This window comes from Streptomyces sp. VNUA24 (assembly GCF_029167005.1).
Classification (GTDB): Bacteria; Actinomycetota; Actinomycetes; order Streptomycetales; family Streptomycetaceae; genus Streptomyces; species Streptomyces scabiei.
Genome location: NZ_CP119143.1, coordinates 9,479,802 through 9,499,091, shown reverse-complemented (window position 1 = coordinate 9,499,091; position 19,290 = coordinate 9,479,802). Strand labels below are relative to the sequence as shown.

At 69.5% G+C, this 19,290-nt stretch carries 15 protein-coding genes and 2 pseudogenes; 8 read left to right on the top strand and 9 right to left on the bottom strand.

Features of this window, described 5'->3' with window-relative positions; translation table 11 throughout:
• Nucleotides 1-66: 66 nt before the first annotated feature.
• Both PYR72_RS40890 and PYR72_RS40885 read left to right on the top strand, forming a co-directional pair.
• On the top strand, nt 67-1,590 hold the full coding sequence (locus PYR72_RS40890; protein ID WP_275459962.1) for an aldehyde dehydrogenase family protein: 1,524 nt from the start codon (nt 67-69) through the stop codon (nt 1,588-1,590).
• 85 nt (nt 1,591-1,675) lie between these two features.
• A complete protein-coding gene (locus tag PYR72_RS40885; RefSeq protein WP_275459961.1) occupies nt 1,676-1,957 on the top strand; it encodes a helix-turn-helix domain-containing protein in 282 nt (93 codons plus the stop codon).
• Nucleotides 1,958-2,193: 236 nt separating this feature from the next.
• On the opposite strand, the gene PYR72_RS40880 is transcribed toward PYR72_RS40885, so the two are convergent.
• Together PYR72_RS40880 and PYR72_RS40875 are read right to left on the bottom strand one after the other, a co-directional pair.
• Nucleotides 2,194-3,150 carry an alpha/beta fold hydrolase gene (locus tag PYR72_RS40880; RefSeq protein ID WP_275459960.1) on the bottom strand — a complete coding sequence of 319 codons (957 nt, stop codon included), beginning with the start codon at nt 3,148-3,150 and terminating at the stop codon, nt 2,194-2,196.
• A 170-nt stretch (nt 3,151-3,320) separates the two neighbouring features.
• Nucleotides 3,321-4,127, bottom strand: a complete 807-nt coding sequence (locus PYR72_RS40875; protein ID WP_275459959.1) for a CoA ester lyase — start codon at nt 4,125-4,127, stop codon at nt 3,321-3,323.
• Nucleotides 4,128-4,158: 31 nt separating this feature from the next.
• Here PYR72_RS40875 and PYR72_RS40870 point away from each other — a divergent pair, with 31 nt between their 5' ends.
• The 5 genes from PYR72_RS40870 to PYR72_RS40850 all read left to right on the top strand — a co-directional run bounded on the left by PYR72_RS40870 (nt 4,159) and on the right by PYR72_RS40850 (nt 10,070).
• The gene (locus tag PYR72_RS40870) at nt 4,159-4,947 is read left to right on the top strand and encodes a GntR family transcriptional regulator (protein WP_275459958.1); all 789 of its coding nucleotides are present in this window, start codon (nt 4,159-4,161) and stop codon (nt 4,945-4,947) included.
• Between the two features lie 125 nt (nt 4,948-5,072).
• A complete protein-coding gene (locus PYR72_RS40865; RefSeq protein WP_275459957.1) occupies nt 5,073-5,885 on the top strand; it encodes an SDR family oxidoreductase in 813 nt (270 codons plus the stop codon).
• Between the two features lie 15 nt (nt 5,886-5,900).
• Complete coding sequence (locus tag PYR72_RS40860; protein ID WP_275459956.1) at nt 5,901-7,331, top strand: aldehyde dehydrogenase family protein; 1,431 nt, start codon at nt 5,901-5,903, stop codon at nt 7,329-7,331.
• Nucleotides 7,328-8,512, top strand: a complete 1,185-nt coding sequence (locus tag PYR72_RS40855; protein WP_275459955.1) for a CaiB/BaiF CoA-transferase family protein — start codon at nt 7,328-7,330, stop codon at nt 8,510-8,512. Before PYR72_RS40860 ends, PYR72_RS40855 begins: the two co-directional genes overlap by 4 nt.
• Before the next feature lie 34 nt (nt 8,513-8,546).
• The gene (locus tag PYR72_RS40850) at nt 8,547-10,070 is read left to right on the top strand and encodes a carboxylesterase family protein (RefSeq protein ID WP_275459954.1); all 1,524 of its coding nucleotides are present in this window, start codon (nt 8,547-8,549) and stop codon (nt 10,068-10,070) included.
• Between the two features lie 285 nt (nt 10,071-10,355).
• Here PYR72_RS40850 and PYR72_RS40845 read toward each other — a convergent pair whose 3' ends face one another.
• The 3 genes and pseudogenes from PYR72_RS40845 to PYR72_RS40835 form a co-directional block, all read right to left on the bottom strand.
• Nucleotides 10,356-10,481 carry a hypothetical protein gene (locus PYR72_RS40845; protein ID WP_275459953.1) on the bottom strand — a complete coding sequence of 42 codons (126 nt, stop codon included), beginning with the start codon at nt 10,479-10,481 and terminating at the stop codon, nt 10,356-10,358.
• A gap of 158 nt (nt 10,482-10,639) precedes the next feature.
• Nucleotides 10,640-12,019 (bottom strand): annotated as a pseudogene (locus tag PYR72_RS40840) (RICIN domain-containing protein); the annotation flags it as partial.
• A gap of 5 nt (nt 12,020-12,024) precedes the next feature.
• Nucleotides 12,025-12,669: pseudogene (locus PYR72_RS40835) on the bottom strand (enolase C-terminal domain-like protein); the annotation flags it as partial.
• A 178-nt stretch (nt 12,670-12,847) separates the two neighbouring features.
• Here PYR72_RS40835 and PYR72_RS40830 point away from each other — a divergent pair.
• A complete protein-coding gene (locus tag PYR72_RS40830; protein WP_275459952.1) occupies nt 12,848-13,618 on the top strand; it encodes a FadR/GntR family transcriptional regulator in 771 nt (256 codons plus the stop codon).
• A gap of 162 nt (nt 13,619-13,780) precedes the next feature.
• Here the strand turns inward: PYR72_RS40830 and PYR72_RS40825 are convergent, their stop codons facing one another.
• The 4 genes from PYR72_RS40825 to PYR72_RS40810 all read right to left on the bottom strand — a co-directional run bounded on the left by PYR72_RS40825 (nt 13,781) and on the right by PYR72_RS40810 (nt 19,289).
• Nucleotides 13,781-16,084: a ricin-type beta-trefoil lectin domain protein gene (locus PYR72_RS40825; protein WP_275460649.1), complete on the bottom strand. Its 2,304-nt coding sequence runs from the start codon at nt 16,082-16,084 to the stop codon at nt 13,781-13,783.
• Nucleotides 16,085-16,227: 143 nt separating this feature from the next.
• On the bottom strand, nt 16,228-17,106 hold the full coding sequence (locus PYR72_RS40820) for a sugar phosphate isomerase/epimerase family protein (protein WP_275459951.1): 879 nt from the start codon (nt 17,104-17,106) through the stop codon (nt 16,228-16,230).
• Between the two features lie 4 nt (nt 17,107-17,110).
• Complete coding sequence (locus PYR72_RS40815) at nt 17,111-18,295, bottom strand: ABC transporter substrate-binding protein (RefSeq protein ID WP_275459950.1); 1,185 nt, start codon at nt 18,293-18,295, stop codon at nt 17,111-17,113.
• Between the two features lie 22 nt (nt 18,296-18,317).
• On the bottom strand, nt 18,318-19,289 hold the full coding sequence (locus PYR72_RS40810) for an ABC transporter permease (RefSeq protein WP_275459949.1): 972 nt from the start codon (nt 19,287-19,289) through the stop codon (nt 18,318-18,320).
• Nucleotide 19,290 lies beyond the last annotated feature (1 nt).

The following is a 19,290-nucleotide window of genomic DNA, read 5'->3' as shown; positions in this document are numbered from 1 at the left end:
GTGGTTTCTAGCCTCCTTGCGAGAGCCGCCCAACGGCGGGTGGCGCTTCTCGGGAGGCAGGTACTCATGACCCGTTTCGCAGCGCCCGGTACGGAGGGCTCGGTCGTCTCCTTCGAGGCGCGGTACGACCATTTCATCGGGGGCGAGTACGTGCCGCCGGCGCGCGGGCAGTACTTCGAGAACCCGAGTCCGGTGAACGGGCTGCCGTTCACGGAGATCGCGCGCGGTACGAGTGAGGACGTGGAGCGCGCGCTGGACGCGGCGCACGCGGCCGCGCCCGGCTGGGGGCGGTCGTCCGTGACGGAGCGCTCGGACGTGCTGCGGAAGATCGCCGACCGGATGGAGGCGAACCTGGAGCTGCTGGCGGTCGCGGAGAGCTGGGAGAACGGCAAGCCGGTGCGGGAGACGCTGGCCGCCGACATCCCCCTCGCGATCGACCACTTCCGGTATTTCGCGGGGGCGATCCGCGCGCAGGAGGGTTCGCTCGCGGAGCTCGACGACGACACGGTGGCGTACCACTTCCATGAGCCGCTGGGTGTGGTCGCCCAGATCATCCCGTGGAACTTCCCGATCCTGATGGCGACCTGGAAGCTGGCTCCCGCGTTGGCGGCGGGCAACGCGGTCGTGCTGAAGCCGGCCGAGCAGACCCCGGCGTCCATCCATGTCTGGCTGAGCGTGGTGGCGGATCTGCTGCCGCCGGGTGTGCTGAACATCGTCAACGGGTTCGGGGTGGAGGCGGGCAAGCCGCTGGCGTCGAGTCCCCGGGTGGCGAAGGTGGCGTTCACGGGCGAGACGACCACGGGGCGGCTGATCATGCAGTACGCCTCGGAGAACATCACGCCGGTGACGCTCGAACTCGGGGGCAAGTCGCCGAACATCTTCTTCGACGACGTGTGGTCCGCGAACGACGACTTCCGGGACAAGGCCCTCGAAGGCTTCACGATGTTCGCGCTCAACCAGGGCGAGGTGTGCACCTGTCCGTCGCGGGCGCTGGTGCAGCGCGGCAACTACGCCGAGTTCATGGAGGCGGCCGTCGCCCGCACCGAGCAGATCGTGACGGGGCATCCGCTGGACACCGACACCATGATCGGCGCCCAGGCGTCCAACGACCAGCTGGAGAAGATCCTCTCCTATCTGGACATCGGCCGGCAGGAGGGCGCGAAGATCCTGACCGGTGGTGAACGCATCGAGCACGACGGTGAGTTGAAGGGCGGTTACTACGTCCAGCCGACGATCTTCGAGGGTCACAACCGTATGCGGATCTTCCAGGAGGAGATCTTCGGCCCGGTCGTCTCCGTGACCCCGTTCGACGACTTCGACGACGCCGTCAAGATCGCGAACGACACCTTGTACGGTCTGGGGGCGGGGGTCTGGACGCGGGACACCAACACGGCCTACCGCGCGGGCCGTTCCATCCAGGCGGGCCGTGTCTGGACCAACTGTTACCACGCGTACCCGGCCCACGCGGCGTTCGGGGGCTACAAGGGTTCGGGCATCGGCCGCGAGACCCACAAGATGATGCTGGACCACTACCAGCAGACGAAGAATCTCCTGGTGTCGTACTCGCCGAAGAAGCTGGGCTTCTTCTAGGCGCAGGAAAGGGCGCCTGACCTGGGCAGATGCCCGTCAGGCGCCCATGTCCGGGTGCATCTGCTGACGTGTAGTGCGTGATGTCGTGGGGTGCGAGCATGTCCGTGTGGTGGCGGGTGAGATGTTCGCGGCCGGTAGCGACAACGCCGAGGCGGCGAAGGTGCTGCGGGTCCATGTGCGCTGGGTGCAGCGCTGGCGGCGCGAGTGGGCCGAGCGGGGTGAGGCGGGGCTGGTCTCGAAGGGGCCGGCGTCCCTGCCCGAGCTCAGCGACGGGTTGTTCGTGAAGCTGGGGGCGGCGCTGGCGTGGGGGCGGTGGCGCACGGCTGGCCTGACGAGCGCTGGACGCTCGCGCGGATCCGGACGCTGATCGGGCGCTATGGTCAGTCGCTGCTCTGTCGTCCCGCCGAACCCGGTGCCGCTTCGTAGGCGGGACCGCACACGGGCACAGACTCCATCACAACCGCTCGGACGGCGCGGGGGCGAGCAGCTCCAGCACTTCCTCTTCGCTGCCCTGCGGCGGAGGGCGCATGGTGCAGGCGGCATCAGAGATGATGCAGGCGTCGCGGGCGAGTGGCTGGCGAACCCTGCTTCGCCATCAGCAGGTCATTCCACTTTCGCGACGATGTCCGCCACCTGGCCCGGCATTGACAGGAACGGTGAGTGGGAGGCGTCCAGCGCCACCACGGACGTCGAGGTGTCGGGGAAAGCCGCGTCGGCTTCCGTGATGAATCCGCGTTGCACCGCCGGGCGTATCGCCATGTCCTGCGCGCACGTGATGTAGGTGCGCGGAATCGAACCCCAGCCGTCTTGAGTCAAGGTCGTGGCACCCAGTGCGATGCCGATCGGTGCGTCGGGTGACAGCAGGCCGAGGGCGGCGTCGGCGACAGCCGGTGCTACGTCGCCGAAGAACGCTTGGCGCAGTTGCTCCCGGTAGGCCGCGTCCTGTGAGGCGAGGTCGAAGCGGAGCGCGCCGATCAAGGCGGGGTCGCCACGCAGCGAAGGCCCGATGAGTTCTCCCTCATTGGCGGCCGACTGGATATACGCGATGGCCGGGACGTCGGTGGCCGGCATGAACGCCGTCAGGTACACCATGTGCCCGACCAGCTCCGGCACCTGCTGAGCCGCTCGCGTCAGCACGGTGCCACCCATACTGTGCGCGACCACGGTGACCGGAGCCCCGCGGCCGACCTGTCTGATCTGCGCGATCAGGAGCTCGGCTGCTTCGTCCAGGCCGACTCCCGCCACCGGAGACGGCTCCGTGGCGACCGCGTCTGGTGCGAAGGGGCGCTGGGAGAGGCAGGCGGGCCGACGGGCGTGCAGCCCATGACCAGCCATGTCCACGGCCACTGCGCGGCGTCCAGCCGCCGTCACTCTGGCGACCACTTCGCTCCAGCACCAGGAGCCGTGCCAGTAACCGTGCAGGAAGAGCAAGGGCGCAGGAGTCACGGCCGCTCCATTGTTCGATCTGATGCGTCCTGAAAGGGACGGTGTACTTCGGCGAGCACCGACGAGTGAAGGAATCTTCACGTGGAGAATGCCACCATTCAATGTGGGCGCCATCACATTCTCCTCGATCCGATACGGTCGCAAAACCGGCCGGGGCGCTAGCCGTCGGCTCTGAGGTTCGGGAAGCCGGGGGCATTGCCACAGGCTGTTTCCTCCGGATGCCTCATCCCCCGACATGGGAATTCACTGCCTGCCCCCAGGAACTCGGCTCACAGGAACTCGGCTCACAGGAACTCGGCTCGATGGAGGAGGGCTTGTGCCCTGAGCAGGACGGGTCGGTCGATCATCTGACCGGCGTGCGCTACGACGGATCCCTGCGCACCGATGGCCAGGACGGCGCGTGCCCACTGGATCTGGTCCTCGGTGGGAGCGAGGACTCTGTGGACGACAGGTACTTGACGAGGGTGGATGCAGAGCTTTCCGGTGAAGCCGAGTGAGCGGGCGTGTGCCGTGTCTTCGGTGAGGGCGTGCTCGTCGTCGAGGGCGGTGGTCACTCCGTCGACGGGGGCACCGCATCGTGCCGCAGCGGTGGCCAGCACCAGAGCGGACCGCGCATGCCGAAGGGCCTGGTGGGACGTGTGGTCTACGGTGAGTTCCGTGGCGAGGTCGACGCTGCCGAACACGGGGCGCACCACTGCGGAGGTGGAGCAGATCTCGCGGCTGTGCAGCACTCCGAGGGCGGTCTCGACCAGGGGCAGTACCGGTACGCCGGAGGGCAGTCGGCCGATGTCGAGCGCGCTCTGCGCTTTCGGCAGTATCAGGGCACCCGCTAGACGGCCGACCGCGGCGAGGTCGTCGTCGAGCCAGGGCGAAGTCGTGCCGTTGACGCGCACGACGGCCCGATGCCCTGCATGGAGCCAGGCGGTCACGTGGCGTCGTGCCTCGTCTTTGTGCTGCGGAGCCACGGCGTCCTCCAGGTCGAGGACCACGACGTCGGCGCCGGACGCGTGCGCCTTGTCGAAACGGTCGGGGCGGTGGCCCGGTACGAAGAGAAACGTGCGCGCGGTGAGCAGGTGGTCGGCGAAGGCCATGACGTTCTCCTGATCGCGTAGGGCACGGTCGGTGACCGTGCATGATGTGAGGGAAGATGCACAGCGACCTCCGGGCGGAGGCCGCTGGTCCACGGCCGCACTACCGATGACGTGCGGTTCCATGAACAGGAGAGTGGGTGCGGTGGCGACTCCATCGGCGACCAAACGCGACCAGATCGTCGACGAGCTTCGCCGTCTGATCCTCAACGGTGAGCTGGCGCGGGGGGAGCGGTTGCCGCAGGACGAGCTCGCCAGGCGGTTCGGGGCGAGCATCACTCCGGTGCGGGAGGCGCTGCGGCTGCTTGAAGCGGAGGGCGTGGTCGTGGCCGAGCCCCACCGTGGCGTCCGTGTGGCGGGTGTCGACCTGGAGCGGGTGAAGGGCATCTATGTGATGCGCAGACTCGCCGAGAGCTACGCCATGAAGCGAGCCGCTTTGAGGGTCTCGCGCCGCGACCTCTCCGCGGCCCGTGAGCTGCTCGACCGCCTCCAGAGCAAGGAGGCCGACGGCGACCGGGGTGCCGTCCGCGAACTCAACCGCGAGTTCCATTTCTTCTTCTACGAGCGGTGCGGCATGCCGGCACTTCATGATCAGATCCGCGGCATATGGCAGTCGTTCCCGTGGGACCTCATGTTGTCCTCGAAGGAACGGACGGCCACCTCCCACAAGGAGCATCTCGAAATCCTTTCCGCGTTGGACGCCGGCGACTGTGACGCGGTCGCCGTGGCGACCGAACGGCACATTCACAGGGGGTTCGCCGCGATCACCGAACATCTGACCGGTCACTCCGGCCCTGACCCGTTCGATCTCGACGTCGACTGACCGCTTGCGAAGGCCCGGCCGGGCCCCGCATCCCGTCAGGATTGTCATGTGCACGACCGTCACCTCCACACCCCGCTGGAGTCACATAATGCATTACTTTCCAGATAATGCATCATGTGCCTACGATGGCTGAAGCCGGACCCGTCGGCGTGATGTGGAGAGGCGATGTGATGGCCGAGCTGCCCCTGTCCGGAAAGACTGCTGTGGTCACTGGCGGTGCCAGTGGCATCGGGAGGGAAACGGCCCAGCGGCTCGCCCTTGCCGGTGCCGCCGTGGTGATCGCCGACCTCGACTTCGACGGGGCCCGCCAGGTGGCGGAGATGTTGCGCCTGGACGGGATGACGGCGAGCGCCGTCGCCGTGGATGTGACGGATGCCGCGGCGACCGGCCGGATGGCCGAGCACGCCCTCCATGAGCACGGCCGCATCGACGTTCTCTCCTGCAACGCCGGACTGGCCTCCTACCCGCGCACGGCGCTGGAGACCTCGGAGGCCGACTTCGACCGCATCTTCGCCGTCAACGTCAAGGGTGTCTGGCTGTGCGCCCGCTCCGTGATTCCCGCCATGCGTGCGGCGGGTGGCGGTTCCATCATCGTCACCGGCTCCGTCATGGGCGAGCGCACCCGCCCCGGATTCAGCGCGTACGCCCCCAGCAAGGCCGCCGCGAACCACCTGTCCCGCACCCTCGCGGTCGAGCTGGCCTCGGACGGGATCCGGGTGAACGCGGTCGCGCCGGTGGCCACCGACACCGGCATGCTGCCGCTGTTCCTGGGCCCGGACCACCCGGAGGAGGCCCGTGAGGCGTTCATCGCCGGGATCCCGATGGGCCGCCTGGCGCAGCCGGCGGACGTCGCCGACGCCACCGTGTTCCTCGCCTCCGACGCCGCACGATTCGTCACCGGGGTCGTCCTCCCCGTCGACGGCGGTCGCAGCATCTGACACCCAGGAGAGTTCATGCGCACCATCCCGGCCCTCATCGCCGGCGAGGAAGTAACCACGGGGACCACGTTCACCGTGGTCGACCCGTCCACCGGCACCCCCTTCGCCGAGGCCACCCGCTGCGGAACCGCTCAGGTCGACGACGCGGTCGAAGCCGCCCGCAGCGCCTTCGGCTTCGTACGAGGGCGGAGCGCCGAATGGCGAGCCGGTGTCCTGCGGCAACTCGCCGCGCTGATCAGGCGCGACGCCGACCGGCTCGCGGACCTGGAGTGCCAGGACGTCGGCAAACCGCTCCGGCAGGCGCGAACGGACGTGGCCGTCACCGCGCGCTACTTCGACTACTACGCCGGCATCCTCCAGGCCCTGCACGGTGACACGCTGCCCCAGGCGGACGGCATGGTCGCCTTCACCAGACGCGAGCCCTTCGGTGTCACGGCCCACATCACGCCGTGGAACTACCCCTTGCAGATGACGGCGCGCACACTGGCCCCCGCGCTCGCCGCCGGCAACTGCTGCGTGCTCAAGCCCGCCGAGGACACCCCGGTCACGGCCGTGGAGATAGCCAGACTCGCCCTGGAAGCGGGCTTTCCGCCGGGCATGCTGAATGTCGTGCCCGGATTCGGACCGGAAGCCGGGGCGGCCCTGGCCGGGCACCCCGGTATCGACCACATCTCCTTCACCGGGTCGCGTCCCGTCGGCACCGCCATCGCCCAGGCCGCCGCGGCGAACGTGGTCCCCGTCGTCCTCGAACTCGGCGGCAAGAGCCCGAACATCGTCTTCGAGGACGCCGACCTCGGCCATGCCGTCCCGCTCATCGTCAGCGCCATCATCCAGAACTGCGGGCAGACGTGTTCCGCCGGGTCTCGTGTCCTCGTCCACGAATCGGTGCACGGCAAGCTCGTCGCGGCGGTTCGCGAGAGGTTCGAGGCGCTGCGGATCGGCCCCGGCGCGCAGGACCCGGACCTCGGTCCCCTGATCAGCGACAGGCAGCGCGCGCGGGTCGCCTCGCTGGTCGAACAGGGCAGGCGGGAAGCCGTCCTGGTCACCGGCGGCGACGTCCCCGACGACGAGCGTCTGCACGGCGGCTTCTTCTACCGGCCGACGCTTTTCGACCACGTACCCGCGACAGCCGCGGTCGCTCAGGAGGAGATCTTCGGCCCCGTACTGTCGGTGACTCCGTTCCGTGACGACACCGAGGCGGTGGCCCTCGCCAACGGCACCGAGTACGGACTCGTCGCCGCGGTCTGGACGCGGGACATCGGACGCGCCCACCGGCTCGCCGACGAGGTGTGCGCGGGACAGGTCTTCGTCAACACCTACGGTGCCGCCGGTGGCGTGGAACTGCCCTTCGGCGGATGGAAGCGCTCCGGATACGGGCGTGAGAAGGGATTCGAGGGTTTGCTGGGCTACACACAGACCAAGACCGTCGTGATCGGAGTCCGATGAACACGCTGCCCCTGGCCGGCATCACCGTGGTCGCCTGCGAGCAGGCCGTCGCCGCCCCCTTGGCGACCCGTCAGCTCGCCGACCTCGGGGCCAGAGTCATCAAGGTGGAAAGGCCGGGCACCGGCGACTTCGCGCGGGACTACGACGAGACGGTGCGCGGCATGTCGAGCCACTTCGTGTGGCTCAACCGGTCGAAGGAGAGCATCACCCTCGACCTGAAACACCCCGAAGCCGCCGAGGTGATGGACCGCCTGATCGGCCGGGCCGACGTGTTCATCCAGAACTTCGCGCCCGGCGCGGCGGAGCGCCTCGGTCTCGGCGCCGAGCAGCTCCGCGCCCGTCACCCCCGGCTGATCACCTGTTCCGTCTCCGGATACGGAAGCAGCGGCCCGTACCGCGACGCGAAAGCCTACGACCTGCTCATCCAGGCCGAGGCGGGCCTGCTGTCGGTGACCGGCAGCGAGGACGCGCCGGCCAAGACGGGAATCCCCGCCGCCGACATCAGTGCCGGGATGTACGCCTTCTCTGGCATCCTCGCCGCTCTGTACGAGCGCGAACGCACCGGCCGCGGCGGCGCGGTGGACATCAGCCTTCTGGACTCGCTGGTGGAGTGGATGGGTTACCCCTTCTACTACACCGAGTACGGCGGGACACCCCCGGTGCGCGCGGGAACCAGCCATGCCGCCATCGCTCCGTACGGCACGTTCGCGGCCGGAGACGGCACCGAGATCGTCCTCGCGGTGCAGAACGAACGCGAGTGGGTGTCCTTCTGCCGGACCGTGCTCGGGCGCCCCGAACTCGCGTCCGACGAGCGGTTCCACAACGGCAGCCGGCGGGTGGCGAACCGCAAGGCTCTGGAGGAACACATCACCGAAGTCCTCTCGGGTCTGACCGCGGAACAGCTCGAACAGCGCCTCACCGAAGGGCGGATCGCTCATGCCCGCCAGCGCGGTGTCACAGAGCTCGGCACGCACCCGCAGCTCCTGGCCCGCGACCGTCTCACCGAAGTGCACTCCCCCGTGGGCCCGTTGACCGCCATTCGCCCCGCCATCGGTCTGCAGGGCCACGCACCACGCATGGACCCGATCCCCGCGCTCGGAGAACACACGGACGCCGTTCTCGAGGAACTTGGCTACGACCGACCGGCGCGCAGCCGGTTGCACGGCCAGTCCACGGAATAGCGGAACCGACCACAGCAGCCACAAGGAGACACAAGTGAACGCAGACACTCCCCCCGAAGTCCCCACCGCGGCCGGTCTCGTGCGCGGCCGACGCGAGGCGGGTCTTGAGGTTTTCCGGGGAATCCCGTTCGCTCAGCCACCGGTGGGCGAACAGCGCTTCGCCGCCCCGCAGCCGGTGCATCCGTGGGAGGGCGTACGGGACGCCGCCGTGTTCGGACCGCCCCCGCCCCAAGTCCCGATGTTTCCGGCCTTGCCCGCCGCACAGGTCGTGCCCGCAGGAGACGACTGGCTGACGGTGAACGTGTGGACGCCGGCCGCCGATGTCTCGGCACGCCGTCCGGTGATGGTGTGGATCTACGGCGGAGCCTACAAGAGCGGCCACGCCGACGAGCCGAGCTACGAGGGCGGCCGCCTCGCCCGCGACGGCCAACAGGTCGTCGTGTCGTTCAACTACCGCGTCGGCATGGAGGGCTTCGCCCAGATCGAGGGAGCACCGGCCAACCGCGGACTGCTCGACCAGGTCGCCGCGCTGCGATGGGTGCGGGAGAACATCACCGCATTCGGCGGCGACCCCGACCAGGTGACCGTCTTCGGCGAGTCGGCCGGCGCGGGGTCGATCGCCGCTCTGCTGGCCATGCCCAGTGCCAAGGGCCTGTTCCGGCGGGCCATCGTCCAAAGCGCCCCGGGCACGATCCTGTCGAACGAGCTGGCGACCGACATCTCAGCCGCCCTGGCAGCGGAACTCGGTCTCCGTCCGACGGTCGGCGACCTGTCCACCGTGGATCCGCGCAAGCTGACGGAGGCCGGAGTCAAGGTGTCGGCCACCTTGGACCGGTACGTGGACCGGTGGGGTACGGTGGCGTACTCCTCGACACCCTTCTGGCCCGTCCTCGACGGCACGGTCCTGCCCACCACTCCATGGGAGGCCCTGGCAAGGGGCGCGGGAACCGACGTGGACCTCGTCATCGGCCACAACCGCGACGAATACCGCCTCTTCACCATCCTCCGTGAGAACGCCGGTGCGATCGACCGCGACCTGCTGGCCGGGGTGATGCGCGTCTGCGGGCCCGGCCCCGACGCGGAGCAGCACTACCGGGCGGCCTTCCCCGACGCCACGGACGAACGCCTCTACGAACTCGTCCAGTCGGACCGCTTCTTCCGCATGCCCTCCCTCCACCTCGCCGAGGCCCAGCTGGCCGGAGGCGGCCGCGCCCACGTCTACGAACTTCTCTGGAGCGCACCGGGATTCGACGGCGTCTTCGGCGCCTGCCACTTCCTGGACGTCCCCCTCACCTTCGGCGTCTTCGACGGCGTCGCGGGGGCCCTGGTCCCGGAGGCGACGCCCGAGGTGGAAGCACTGTCCGCGCACATCCGCTCCGCCTGGACGGCCTTCGCCGCCACCGGCGATCCAGGATGGCCCGCATACGACACCGACCGGCGCCTCGTGCACGTGCTCGATGTGGAACCGTCCGTCACCGCCTACCCGGAGCAGCACTCACGGCGACTCTGGCAACACTTCACCTTCGACTCGGTCGGCCTCACATCGCCTTCCGCCTGACGAACCTCATCGGCTTCGGCTCGTCGACGTCATGCGGGCTCGTCGGGAGTCGGGACCGGTGCCCGCGATGAAGCCGTCGAGGGTGTCAGCCCATACGTGCGCCGGCCCGGCTGGAACAGTGCGGGTCCTCGTGGGGCCCGAGGTCCGCCGTCTGCTGGGGGTGGCGCGGCTGGTGACGCTGACGGGTGGGGCGGGGCGGGCAAGACGCGGTTGGCGCTGGAGGTGGCCGCCGTGTCGGTGAAGGCGTTCTCGGATGTGGCCCGGCCGCCGTCCCTGACCGCGCCGTCACCGGCGGTGGATCACCGCGCTGCCCGAAGCCCTGTCGTGCATGCCACGGCGGTCCTTGCTGAGGTTGATCAACGAGACGTCGGCGACGGAAAGAAACGGGATGCCGGTCACCACGAGGTTCATGAGGTGCCGGGCAACAGCCGAGCCGTACCACCACTGGTTTGTGTGCCGGCTCGCCGTCTCCGGGCCGTCGGTCAGTGGTCCACTCCGCGCCGACCAGGATCCGGGCCGTACGCGGCCCAGCCGCCTACAGCTTGGCAAGGACCGACGGCTGTGGGTCTCTAGATGCGGTGGAGCTGGAAGCGCTGGTTGGTGCTGCCGGTGGCCGTCCACTGGGAGATGCGGGCTCCGTCGGCGGTGGATGCCTGCCACACGTCCAGGGCTAGGCCGCTCTGCCGGTTGACCAGACCGATCACGCCACTGCCGTGGTCGACGATCCGCCACTGCTGGCCGGCGGCGTCGGTGTCCGCCTGCTGGGTGATGTCGGCGCCGCTGCCGCTTCCGGCGACCTGCAGAACCAGACCACCGGGCCGAACCCGGATCTTGTAGTGATCGCCTTCGGAGGGCAGGAACTCGAACTGCTGGTTGCGACCGGCGGCGGTCTGCCACTGGATCAGGGTCGCGTCGGCGGAGGCACCGTTGACGTCGGCGGCCTTGCCGCTGTGCTGCGCCACCAGCCGGTACGCCGCTCCAGCCTCCACCGGCCCCGACCTGACCGCGGACGCGCGGTAGGTCCTGCCGGCGCGGCCGGCGAACTCGATGAGGTCGGCCTCCAGCCGCTTCGGCTGGACCGGGTCGCCGCTCGCCTCGTCCCGCAGGGTGAAGTCGGCGGCGAAGATGCGGCTGCGCACCCGGACCGTACCGGTTCGGTCGGGTGTGACGACGCACTCGATGCGGCCGCTGCTCCACTCGGCGCCGACGGTGTATCCGCCGCGGCCGCGCAGTCCGTTCACGCGCCCGGTGGGCCAGGCGGCAGGCAGCGCCGGCAGCACGTGCAGTTCGCCGTTGTGGCTGTGCAGCAGCATCTCCGCGATGCCCGAGGTGGCACCGAAGTTGCCGTCGATCTGGAAGGGCGGGTGCAGGTCGAACATGTTGGGTGCGAGCCGGTCCGTGCGCACCAGGTCCCGGAGGAGCTTGTGGGCCCGGGCACCGTCCTCCAGTCGCGCCCAGAAGTTGATCTTCCACGCGAGCGACCAGCCCGTCCCGTCGTCACCGCGCAGTTCCAGCGTCCGCCGTGCGGCCTCGTGCAACTGGGGTGTCCCGCGCTTGGTGATCTGGTTGCTCGGATGCAGACCGTACAGGTGGGAGACGTGCCGGTGGTTCCGCTCGGTCTCCACCCAGTCGGCCAGCCACTCCTGGACGTTGCCCCGGGAACCGACCCGTGTCGGGGCCAGCCGGTCCCGGGCCGCCAGTGCCTGGGCACGGAAGGCGGCGTCCACGCCGAGGGTTTCGCCGGCGCGGGCGACGCCGGTGAAGAGGTCGCGCAGGATCTGGTTGTCCATGGTGGGCCCCGCGCAGACGGTGGCGTTCGTGTGGTGAGGGAGCTCCGGGGAGTTCGACGGGTTGGTGACGAGGTGTCCGAGCGTCGGGTGGGCGACCAGGGTGTCGAGGAAGAACTGGGCGGCGCCCTTCAGCGCCGGGTAGTTCGAGCGGAGGAAGTCGGTGTCAGCGCGGCGACGCGCAGGAAGTGGGTGACTCCCCAGACCGCGGCGGTCTGGACGATGTCGACGCCTCCGGCCGCGATCAGCGGAGCGAACTGCTCGAGGCCGGTGAGGTTCTCGCCGCCGGCGACCGCCGTCCGCACGCCGCGGCTGACCGCGGCCAGGCCGTCGGCGTCCCAGCGCCGGACCGGCTCCTCGATCCAGGTCAGGTCGAGTGTGCATTCCAGTTCACCGACGTGGCGTACCGCCTGTTTGCGGCTCCAGAACTCGTTCGCGTCCGGCATGAGCCCCGGCCGGGCCCCGTGCGCGGCCTCGGTCAGTACCTCGCGTACGAGGAACAGCCGGTGCCGGTCGCGCTCGATGTCCAGGCCGCCCTTGAGCTTCGCCGCCCTCAGCCCGCGTTCGGCGTAGACCTGGTAGGTGGCGACGAGTTCGTCGTCGGTGAGACCGATGTCCAGGCCGGAGGCGTAGGCGTGGACCGTGCGGTCGTTGCCGCCGAGCAACCGCCACAGCGGCTCCCCCGCGGCCTGCGCCTTGATGTCCCACGGGGCCGTGTCGAACGCGCCGATCGTGCCGAACACCACGCCGGCGTGCCCGGCTTTGAAGGTGTGCCGCAGCATGCGGTCGTAGAGGGCGGTCACGGCGCGCGGGTGAGTGTTCGGTGCTTCATTGCTGCCCCACTCTCCTGAGGTGGCCGGCCGCCCGGCAGTTGAGGTTGAGGAGGAACGCAACTCGTATGACGTATGTAACTCGTATGACGTATAACGTCAACCAGATGCCGTACAGTGGCTCAGAATCCGTGGCACGGTCAAGGTCCCGGGGGGTGTCATGACGGCAGTACCGCAGTCATCCGCAGGGGCCTCCGAGAGCCCTGCCTGGAGTCGGCGCCCGGCGAACCTCGCCGCCGCGGTCACGGCCGAGCTGGTGGACCGGATCGTCCGTGGAGTCCATCCGTCCGGTTCACCCCTGCCCCCTGAGCCCGTGCTCTGCGCGACCTTCTCGGTCAGCCGCACCGTGGTGCGCGAGGCGGTGAAGATCCTTCAGGAGAAGGGGCTGGTGCAGGTCCGCCAAGGCGCCGGCACGATGGTCACCCCATCGACGATGTGGAACATGCTCGACGAACTGGTCCTCGGCGCGTCCATCGCCGAGGACGAGAGCCTGGCCATCCTCGATCACCTTGTCGCGACCCGCCGCGCGCTGGAATGCGACATGGCCAACGTCGCCGCCCGCCTGGCGGACGCCGAGGTGATCGACCGGCTGTGCGGTCTGGTGGAGCGGATGGACGAGCTCGTCGACGACCCCGCTTCGTACCAAGACGAGGACAGAGCGTTCCACGACACCGTCATGCAGGCGTCGGGCAACCGCATCGGCCGTGCCGTGGTCCGTTCGCTGGAGCGCCAGGTCATCGACTCCGCCCGTTACATGGGCCGAACCGGCCGCACCCTGTGCGTCGCGTCCAACCAGGGCCATCGGCGCATCTACGAGCGGATCGCCGGGCACGACCCCCAGGGCGCGGCCGAGGCGATGTTCACCCACATCACGGAGGCATGGGTGGTGCGCCGCAGCGGGCCGGGCGACCCGACCGGGCTGCTGCGTTAGAGGCGCCGGACCCGGCGCGGGACGGCCTGCCGCGAGCGAGGCGACGCCGTCGCGGCGCAGGCGTCCACGGATCCACCCACGCGCGACGGGGCCCGCACCGAGTCGGGCCCCGCTGCCGGCATCCGCTCCTCTCACCGAGGAGCGGAGGGGCGTTGATGTGCGCTAGCGCAGTGTCCACTGCTGGTTGGTGCCGCCGTTGCAGGACCAGAGGATGGCCCGGGTGCCGTTGGCGGTGCCGCCGGCGTTGGCGTCGAGGCAGAGTCCGGACTGGACGCCGGTGATGGTGCCGTTGGGGTTGACGTTCCATTGTTGGTTGGTCTGGCCGTTGCAGTCCCAGACGATGACCTGGGTGCCGTTGGCGGTGCCGCCTCCGCTGGCGTCGAGGCATCTGTTGCCGTGGACGGTCAGTTGTCTGCCGGTGGTGTAGGTCCAGGTCTGTCCGGTCGCGCCGGTGCAGTCCTGGAGTTGGGTCTGGGTGCCGTTGGCGGTGCCGGTGCCGGGGACGGTCAGACAGCGGCCGGACTGCGCGCCCACGATCTGCTGGGCCGTCGTCGGCGGCGGGGTGGTGTCCTTCGGTCCGGCGGACGCCATCACGTCCTGGGCACCGGACGGCCAGGTGCCGTTGGTGACCGTGGTATTGCCGGACACCACGTTGCCGCGGTCCCCGTGGGTCACGTTCGTGCTGCCGTTGGTCGACCAGTTGTCGGTGAGGGTCCAGTTCCCCATGTTCTCGCCACCCCAGTAGTTGGCTGTCGCCCATGTACCGGTGGTGGAGAAGACGTTGTTGTCGGCCTTGTAGTACTTCGAGCCCTCGTCGAAGTACAGCCCGAAGTGTCCGTTGGTCCGCAGGCAGTGGTTCCGGCTGATCAGCGCGCTCGGGTTCCATCCGAGGGTGTAGATGCAGCCGCCGTCGTTCATCTGCTGCATGACATCGTGAATGTAGTTCCCGACGAGCCGGTTGTTGGACGCGGTGGTCGGCGTCGTGTAGCGCGGCTGGTAGGTGTACAGGCCGCGGCCCGCATAGTGGTTGCTGCCGCCCGCGTCGTTGGCACCCCAGCCGAACCCGATCGACATGCCGGTGTACGGCATGTTGTAGACCTCGTTCTGGGCGACGGTGCTGCCCGTGACGTACGTCGTCAGGACGGAGACGATGCCCCGGTGGTCCGCCCCGAGGTCGTGGATGCGGTTGTTGCTGATCGTGATGTCCCGGTTGACCATGCGCTGGTCGCCGGGGTGGTGGGCGTCGGCGCGCACGCCGCCCACGAGGATGCCACCGGCTGAACTCCGGGCTATCTCCGACCGGGTCACCGTGATGTCGGCGGCGCCCAGGCCGACGCCGCTGTCATGCGCGTTGGCGTCGTTGCCGATACCGATGGCGGTCTGACCCAGGTTGACGAACCGGGAGTCGGTGAAGGTGACGGTGTTGGCGGCGGAGACCTGCACGGCGGCCGGCATCTGCCGCCAGTGCGGCCGGGCCGCCTCGAACTGCGTGCAGCCGTTGTGGCAGGAGTCGAAACCCGGCCAGCTCCAGTCGCCGGCCAGGTACGCGCCCGTCTGCTGGTCCGCGTACCCCTGGTTGCTGCTCGGGCCCAGCCAGCTCGTCCCGGTGAAGGTGATCCCGCTGAACGTGAGGTGGTGTGCCGGCTCACCGTAGGTGCCGCCGACGTTCACCAGCGACTGCAGCCTCGGCAGTTCCACACCGACGGAGCTCATGTTCTGCCCGGCCAGGGGTTTGTAGTACAGGGTTCCGGCCGTGGGGTTGAGGTACCACTCGCCGGGCGAGTCCAGGAATTCGTACGCGTTGGTCAGGTAGAACGGGCCGGCCCGGTGTGGCTTCATGAGGGTGTCGTAGCCGAAGTTGTTGTTGTTCCACGCCGGCTGCCGCATCGTGACGAAGTTCCCGCTGATGCTCTGGACCGGCGAGTACCGGTCGGTGAAGGAGTTGACGCCCTCCACCTCGATCCGGCTCTGGTCGGCCAGGTTGTTCAGATAGCTCAGCGCACCGCCCGAGAACCTCATTCCGGCGCTGGTGGGGGTGAAGTCGGCCCTGTTCACCTGTGTGCGGGCCCGGGTGGCGACGGCGCCGTCGACATACAGCTGCCGGGCGTCGAGACCGGCGGGCACCTCGGCCTTCCAGATGTTCTTGGCCGAGTCGGCCACCGACCAGCCGGTGACCGCCCGGGCACCGGTGAACACCGGACGCGCCGACGGGGCGGCCCGCCACACGACCGTGTGCCCCCCTGAACCGGAGTCCTCCGCCGTCAGACGCAGGGGTCGGTCCAGTCGGTACACGCCGTCCGCCAACTGCACCACGATGTCGTCCGACATGGCGTCGTTGAGCGATCGCACCGCCGCCTGCGCGGCTGTCAGCGAACAGGGCTGCGCGCTGGAGCAGTCCGTGCCGGTGCCGGACGGCGAGACGTACACGGTGTGTGCGGCCGCGGACGCGGGCGCGGGGAACGCCATCACGGCGGTCGCGGCGGAACCGAGTGCGGCGGCTACGGCGAGAAGCCGCCTTCGTATCGTGCGGGCTGTGAACACCATTTCTCCTTGAGGCGGTTCCCGATGCGGAGGGCGTAGGACGTCTTTCGTCTGCGGAAGCCGCCCCCTCACCCGGTCGAGGGAGCGTTGTCCAGTCCGTGGAGGACGGTTCGGAGGTAGGACAGCCCGTCACGGGCGAGGGTGTCCTGTGTGGGGGCGAGCGGCCGCCAGATCGAGGCGGCGGTGGCGATGGCCTCGTTCTGCGCGGTGAACGACTCGATGCACAGCGCGCCGCCGTAGCCGGTGGCGGCCAGGTGGGCGAGGAAGCGCGGCCAGTCGAAGTGGTCGGCGCCCGGGGCGCCGCGGTCGGTGCCGCTGACCTGGACGTGAGTGAGGTGCGGACCGGCCGTGACGAGCGCCTCGTAGGGGTCGGCCTCCTCGATGTTCATGTGATAGGTGTCGATCATGAGGCCGACGTTCGCGGGCAGGCCGTCGATCAGCTCCACCGCCTGCTCGACCGTGTTGACGACGCTCGTCTCATAGCGGTTGAGGGCTTCCACGCCGATGCTCACGCCCCGCTCCCCCGCGTGGTCGGCCACCGGCCCCAGCGCGCGGCGGACGTCCGCGTAGCAGGCCGCGCGCTCGGCCGGGGACATGCGCCAGGTCCGCCCCACCGAGGCGTAGACCGGGCCGCCGACGCAGGGCGCGCCGACGGCCGCCGCCAGGTCCACACATGTCTTCAGGTACGCCACGGTCGCGGCGACGACCTCCGGTGGGGCGTTCACGAGGTCACGTCCGGGCGAGGTGACGGCACAGACGCCGGCCGCGCGCAGGCCGTACGCCGCCAGCAGGTCCCGTGTGCGTGCCGGGTCCCAGTCGTCGGGTCGCTCGATCGGCAGCTCGACCGCGTCGAAGCCGAACGCGGCGATGCGCGGCACCAGTTCGGCCAGGGCCTCGTCGTCGACGGGCGAGGCCCAGACCCACGGGTTGACACCGATCGTGTACACCGGACTACTTCCAGCGCTTCGGGTAGCCGGGCAGGTCGGTGCAGCCGCACATCGCGTAGTGCAGCGGGGGCATGGTGGGGTCGACGTACTCGTCCAGGTTGTCCCGGGTGATGGTCGGCTGGGGCAGCTTCCAGGGGTTCGGCACGTGCTCGCCGTCGAGGATCCTCAGCGCGGCGATGACCGGGGTGCGCCACTGGTAGGTCGGGTAGGTCGGGGCGATCGCCGTGAGTTTCTTGTCCTTCCACATCTTCAGGAAGTCGAGCTGGTCCTCGCCGTTGATCGGCGGCACGGGCCTGCCCGCGTCCTCGAACGCCTCGACCGCCGCGCCCGCGACGGCCCCGGCGTCCATCCAGACGCCGTCGATCGTGCCGTACCGCTGGATGTAGTCGTTGACGATCTTCTTGGTCCTGGCCGGGTCGCCGTCGGTGAACTCGACGCCGACGACGTCGACGCCCGCCGTGTCGAAGGCGACCTTCGCCGCGGACCAGCGGGTCTCCAGGACGTCGACGCCGGGCAGGATGCGCAGCGCGAGCACCTTGCCGCCCCGCTTCATCTTCCGGGTGACGAACTCCGCCGCGACATGGCCGAATCCGTAGCCGCCGATCGGGTTGATGAACGTCACCGGGCAGGTCGTGTCGACGCCGCGGTCGAAGACGATGACCGGCAGGCCCTTCCGGCAGGCGGCCTCCACGGCGGGGGTGAGCGTCGCGGTGGTGTTCGGCGAGACGATGAGCGCGTCACAGCCCTTGCCGAGCAGGTCGTTGATGTCGGCGATCTGCTTCTGGTCCTTGCCCTCGGCGTCGACGTGGACGAACTCGGAGATCCGGTCGCGGTGGGTGTCGACCTCGGCCTGCATGGTCTTGAAACCGACCTGGCGCCAGGGGTTGTTCAGCCCGGCGTTGGAGAAGCAGAGCTTGTGCGGTCCGGGCTTCCTGTACTTCGCGGTCTTCACCATCGCCGGGTCGAGCGCCTGCTCCCAGGGCCTGTCCGCGGGTCCGGTGGGCGCGGTGTCCAGGAGCGCGAGCTGCTGCTCGTAGTCGGCCCGCACGAAGAACTTCGACTGCTTCCCGGTGCCCGAGCCGGTGCCCGGTCCCGTGCCCGCGGAGGGGGAACCCGATGCGCCGGTGGTGGGCTCGTCGGTGGCGCAGCCGGCCAGCACCAGCAAGGTGCTCACGGCCAGCACCGTCATGGAATGCCTCACTGGATCCCCTTCATCTGGACGGGACACGGAAGGACGCAGCCGCCACCGCGAACAGGATGATCGCGCCCTGGACGGCCGGTTCGAGGGCGCCGGAGACGCCGTAGAAGTTCATGAGCGTGAAGAGCGTCTCCAGGGTCAGCGCGCCCAGCATCGCGCCGACGACCGAGCCCCGGCCCCCGCCCAGGGCGACACCACCGAGGACCGCCGCGGTGATCGCGCCGAACTCCAGGCCGGCACCGGCCTGGAACGACACTCCGCCGTACCCGGCGATCAGGACCGCCGCGAGCGTGGCGGCGAGTCCGCTGAGGACGAACGCCATGGTCCTGGCGCGCCCCACGCGCACGCCGCTCAGCTCGGCGGTCCGCGGGTTGCCGCCGACGGCGACCAGGGTGCGGCCGAAGTCCGAACGCGTCAGCGCCGACGCCAGAGCGGCCGCGGCCAGCAGGACGAGAAGGGCGTACGGTATCCGGCCCAGCACGGGCACGTCCTCGAACGCCGACCGGCCGAGCCGGCGGAACTCCTCGGAGAGGCCGCCCTTCGGGGCACCGTCGGACCACAGGTACACGGCACCGACGAGGATCAGGAACATCCCGAGGGTCGTGATGAACGACGGCACGCGCAGCCAGGTGGTGACGAGGCCGTTGACGAGGCCGACGGCGACGCCGAACGCGAGCAGGAGCACGACGACGGTCCAGCCGGCCGACGGATCGCCGTCGATCAGCCGGGCGGCGACGACCACCTGCGCGGTGACCAGGGAGCCGACGGACAGGTCCAGCTCGCCGGAGACGATCACGAAGTACTGGCCGGCGGCGAGCAGGACGATCGGCGCGGAGCGGCCGAGGAACGACATCAGCGACGGCGGCGAGAAGAAGTCCGGTTGGCGGGCGCTCAGCAGCACCAGCAGGACCGCCAGGATCACGACGATCGGTGCGAGACCGCCGGAGCGGAACCCGGGGAGCCGCCGTGGGCGCGCGATCCGCATG

Excerpts from the sequence above, each read along its gene's own strand:
- PYR72_RS40890 (WP_275459962.1), top strand. The coding sequence starts at position 67 with ATGACCCGTTTCGCAGCGCCCGGTACGGAGGGCTCGGTCGTCTCCTTC.
- PYR72_RS40880 (WP_275459960.1), bottom strand. The coding sequence starts at position 3,150 with ATGGCGCCCACATTGAATGGTGGCATTCTCCACGTGAAGATTCCTTCA.
- PYR72_RS40875 (WP_275459959.1), bottom strand. The coding sequence starts at position 4,127 with ATGGCCTTCGCCGACCACCTGCTCACCGCGCGCACGTTTCTCTTCGTA.
- PYR72_RS40865 (WP_275459957.1), top strand. The coding sequence starts at position 5,073 with ATGGCTGAAGCCGGACCCGTCGGCGTGATGTGGAGAGGCGATGTGATG.
- PYR72_RS40860 (WP_275459956.1), top strand. The coding sequence starts at position 5,901 with ATGCGCACCATCCCGGCCCTCATCGCCGGCGAGGAAGTAACCACGGGG.
- PYR72_RS40855 (WP_275459955.1), top strand. The coding sequence starts at position 7,328 with ATGAACACGCTGCCCCTGGCCGGCATCACCGTGGTCGCCTGCGAGCAG.
- PYR72_RS40845 (WP_275459953.1), bottom strand. The coding sequence starts at position 10,481 with ATGAACCTCGTGGTGACCGGCATCCCGTTTCTTTCCGTCGCCGACGTC.
- PYR72_RS40830 (WP_275459952.1), top strand. The coding sequence starts at position 12,848 with ATGACGGCAGTACCGCAGTCATCCGCAGGGGCCTCCGAGAGCCCTGCC.
- PYR72_RS40825 (WP_275460649.1), bottom strand. The coding sequence starts at position 16,084 with ATGGCGTTCCCCGCGCCCGCGTCCGCGGCCGCACACACCGTGTACGTC.
- PYR72_RS40815 (WP_275459950.1), bottom strand. The coding sequence starts at position 18,295 with ATGACGGTGCTGGCCGTGAGCACCTTGCTGGTGCTGGCCGGCTGCGCC.
- PYR72_RS40810 (WP_275459949.1), bottom strand. The coding sequence starts at position 19,289 with ATGCGGATCGCGCGCCCACGGCGGCTCCCCGGGTTCCGCTCCGGCGGT.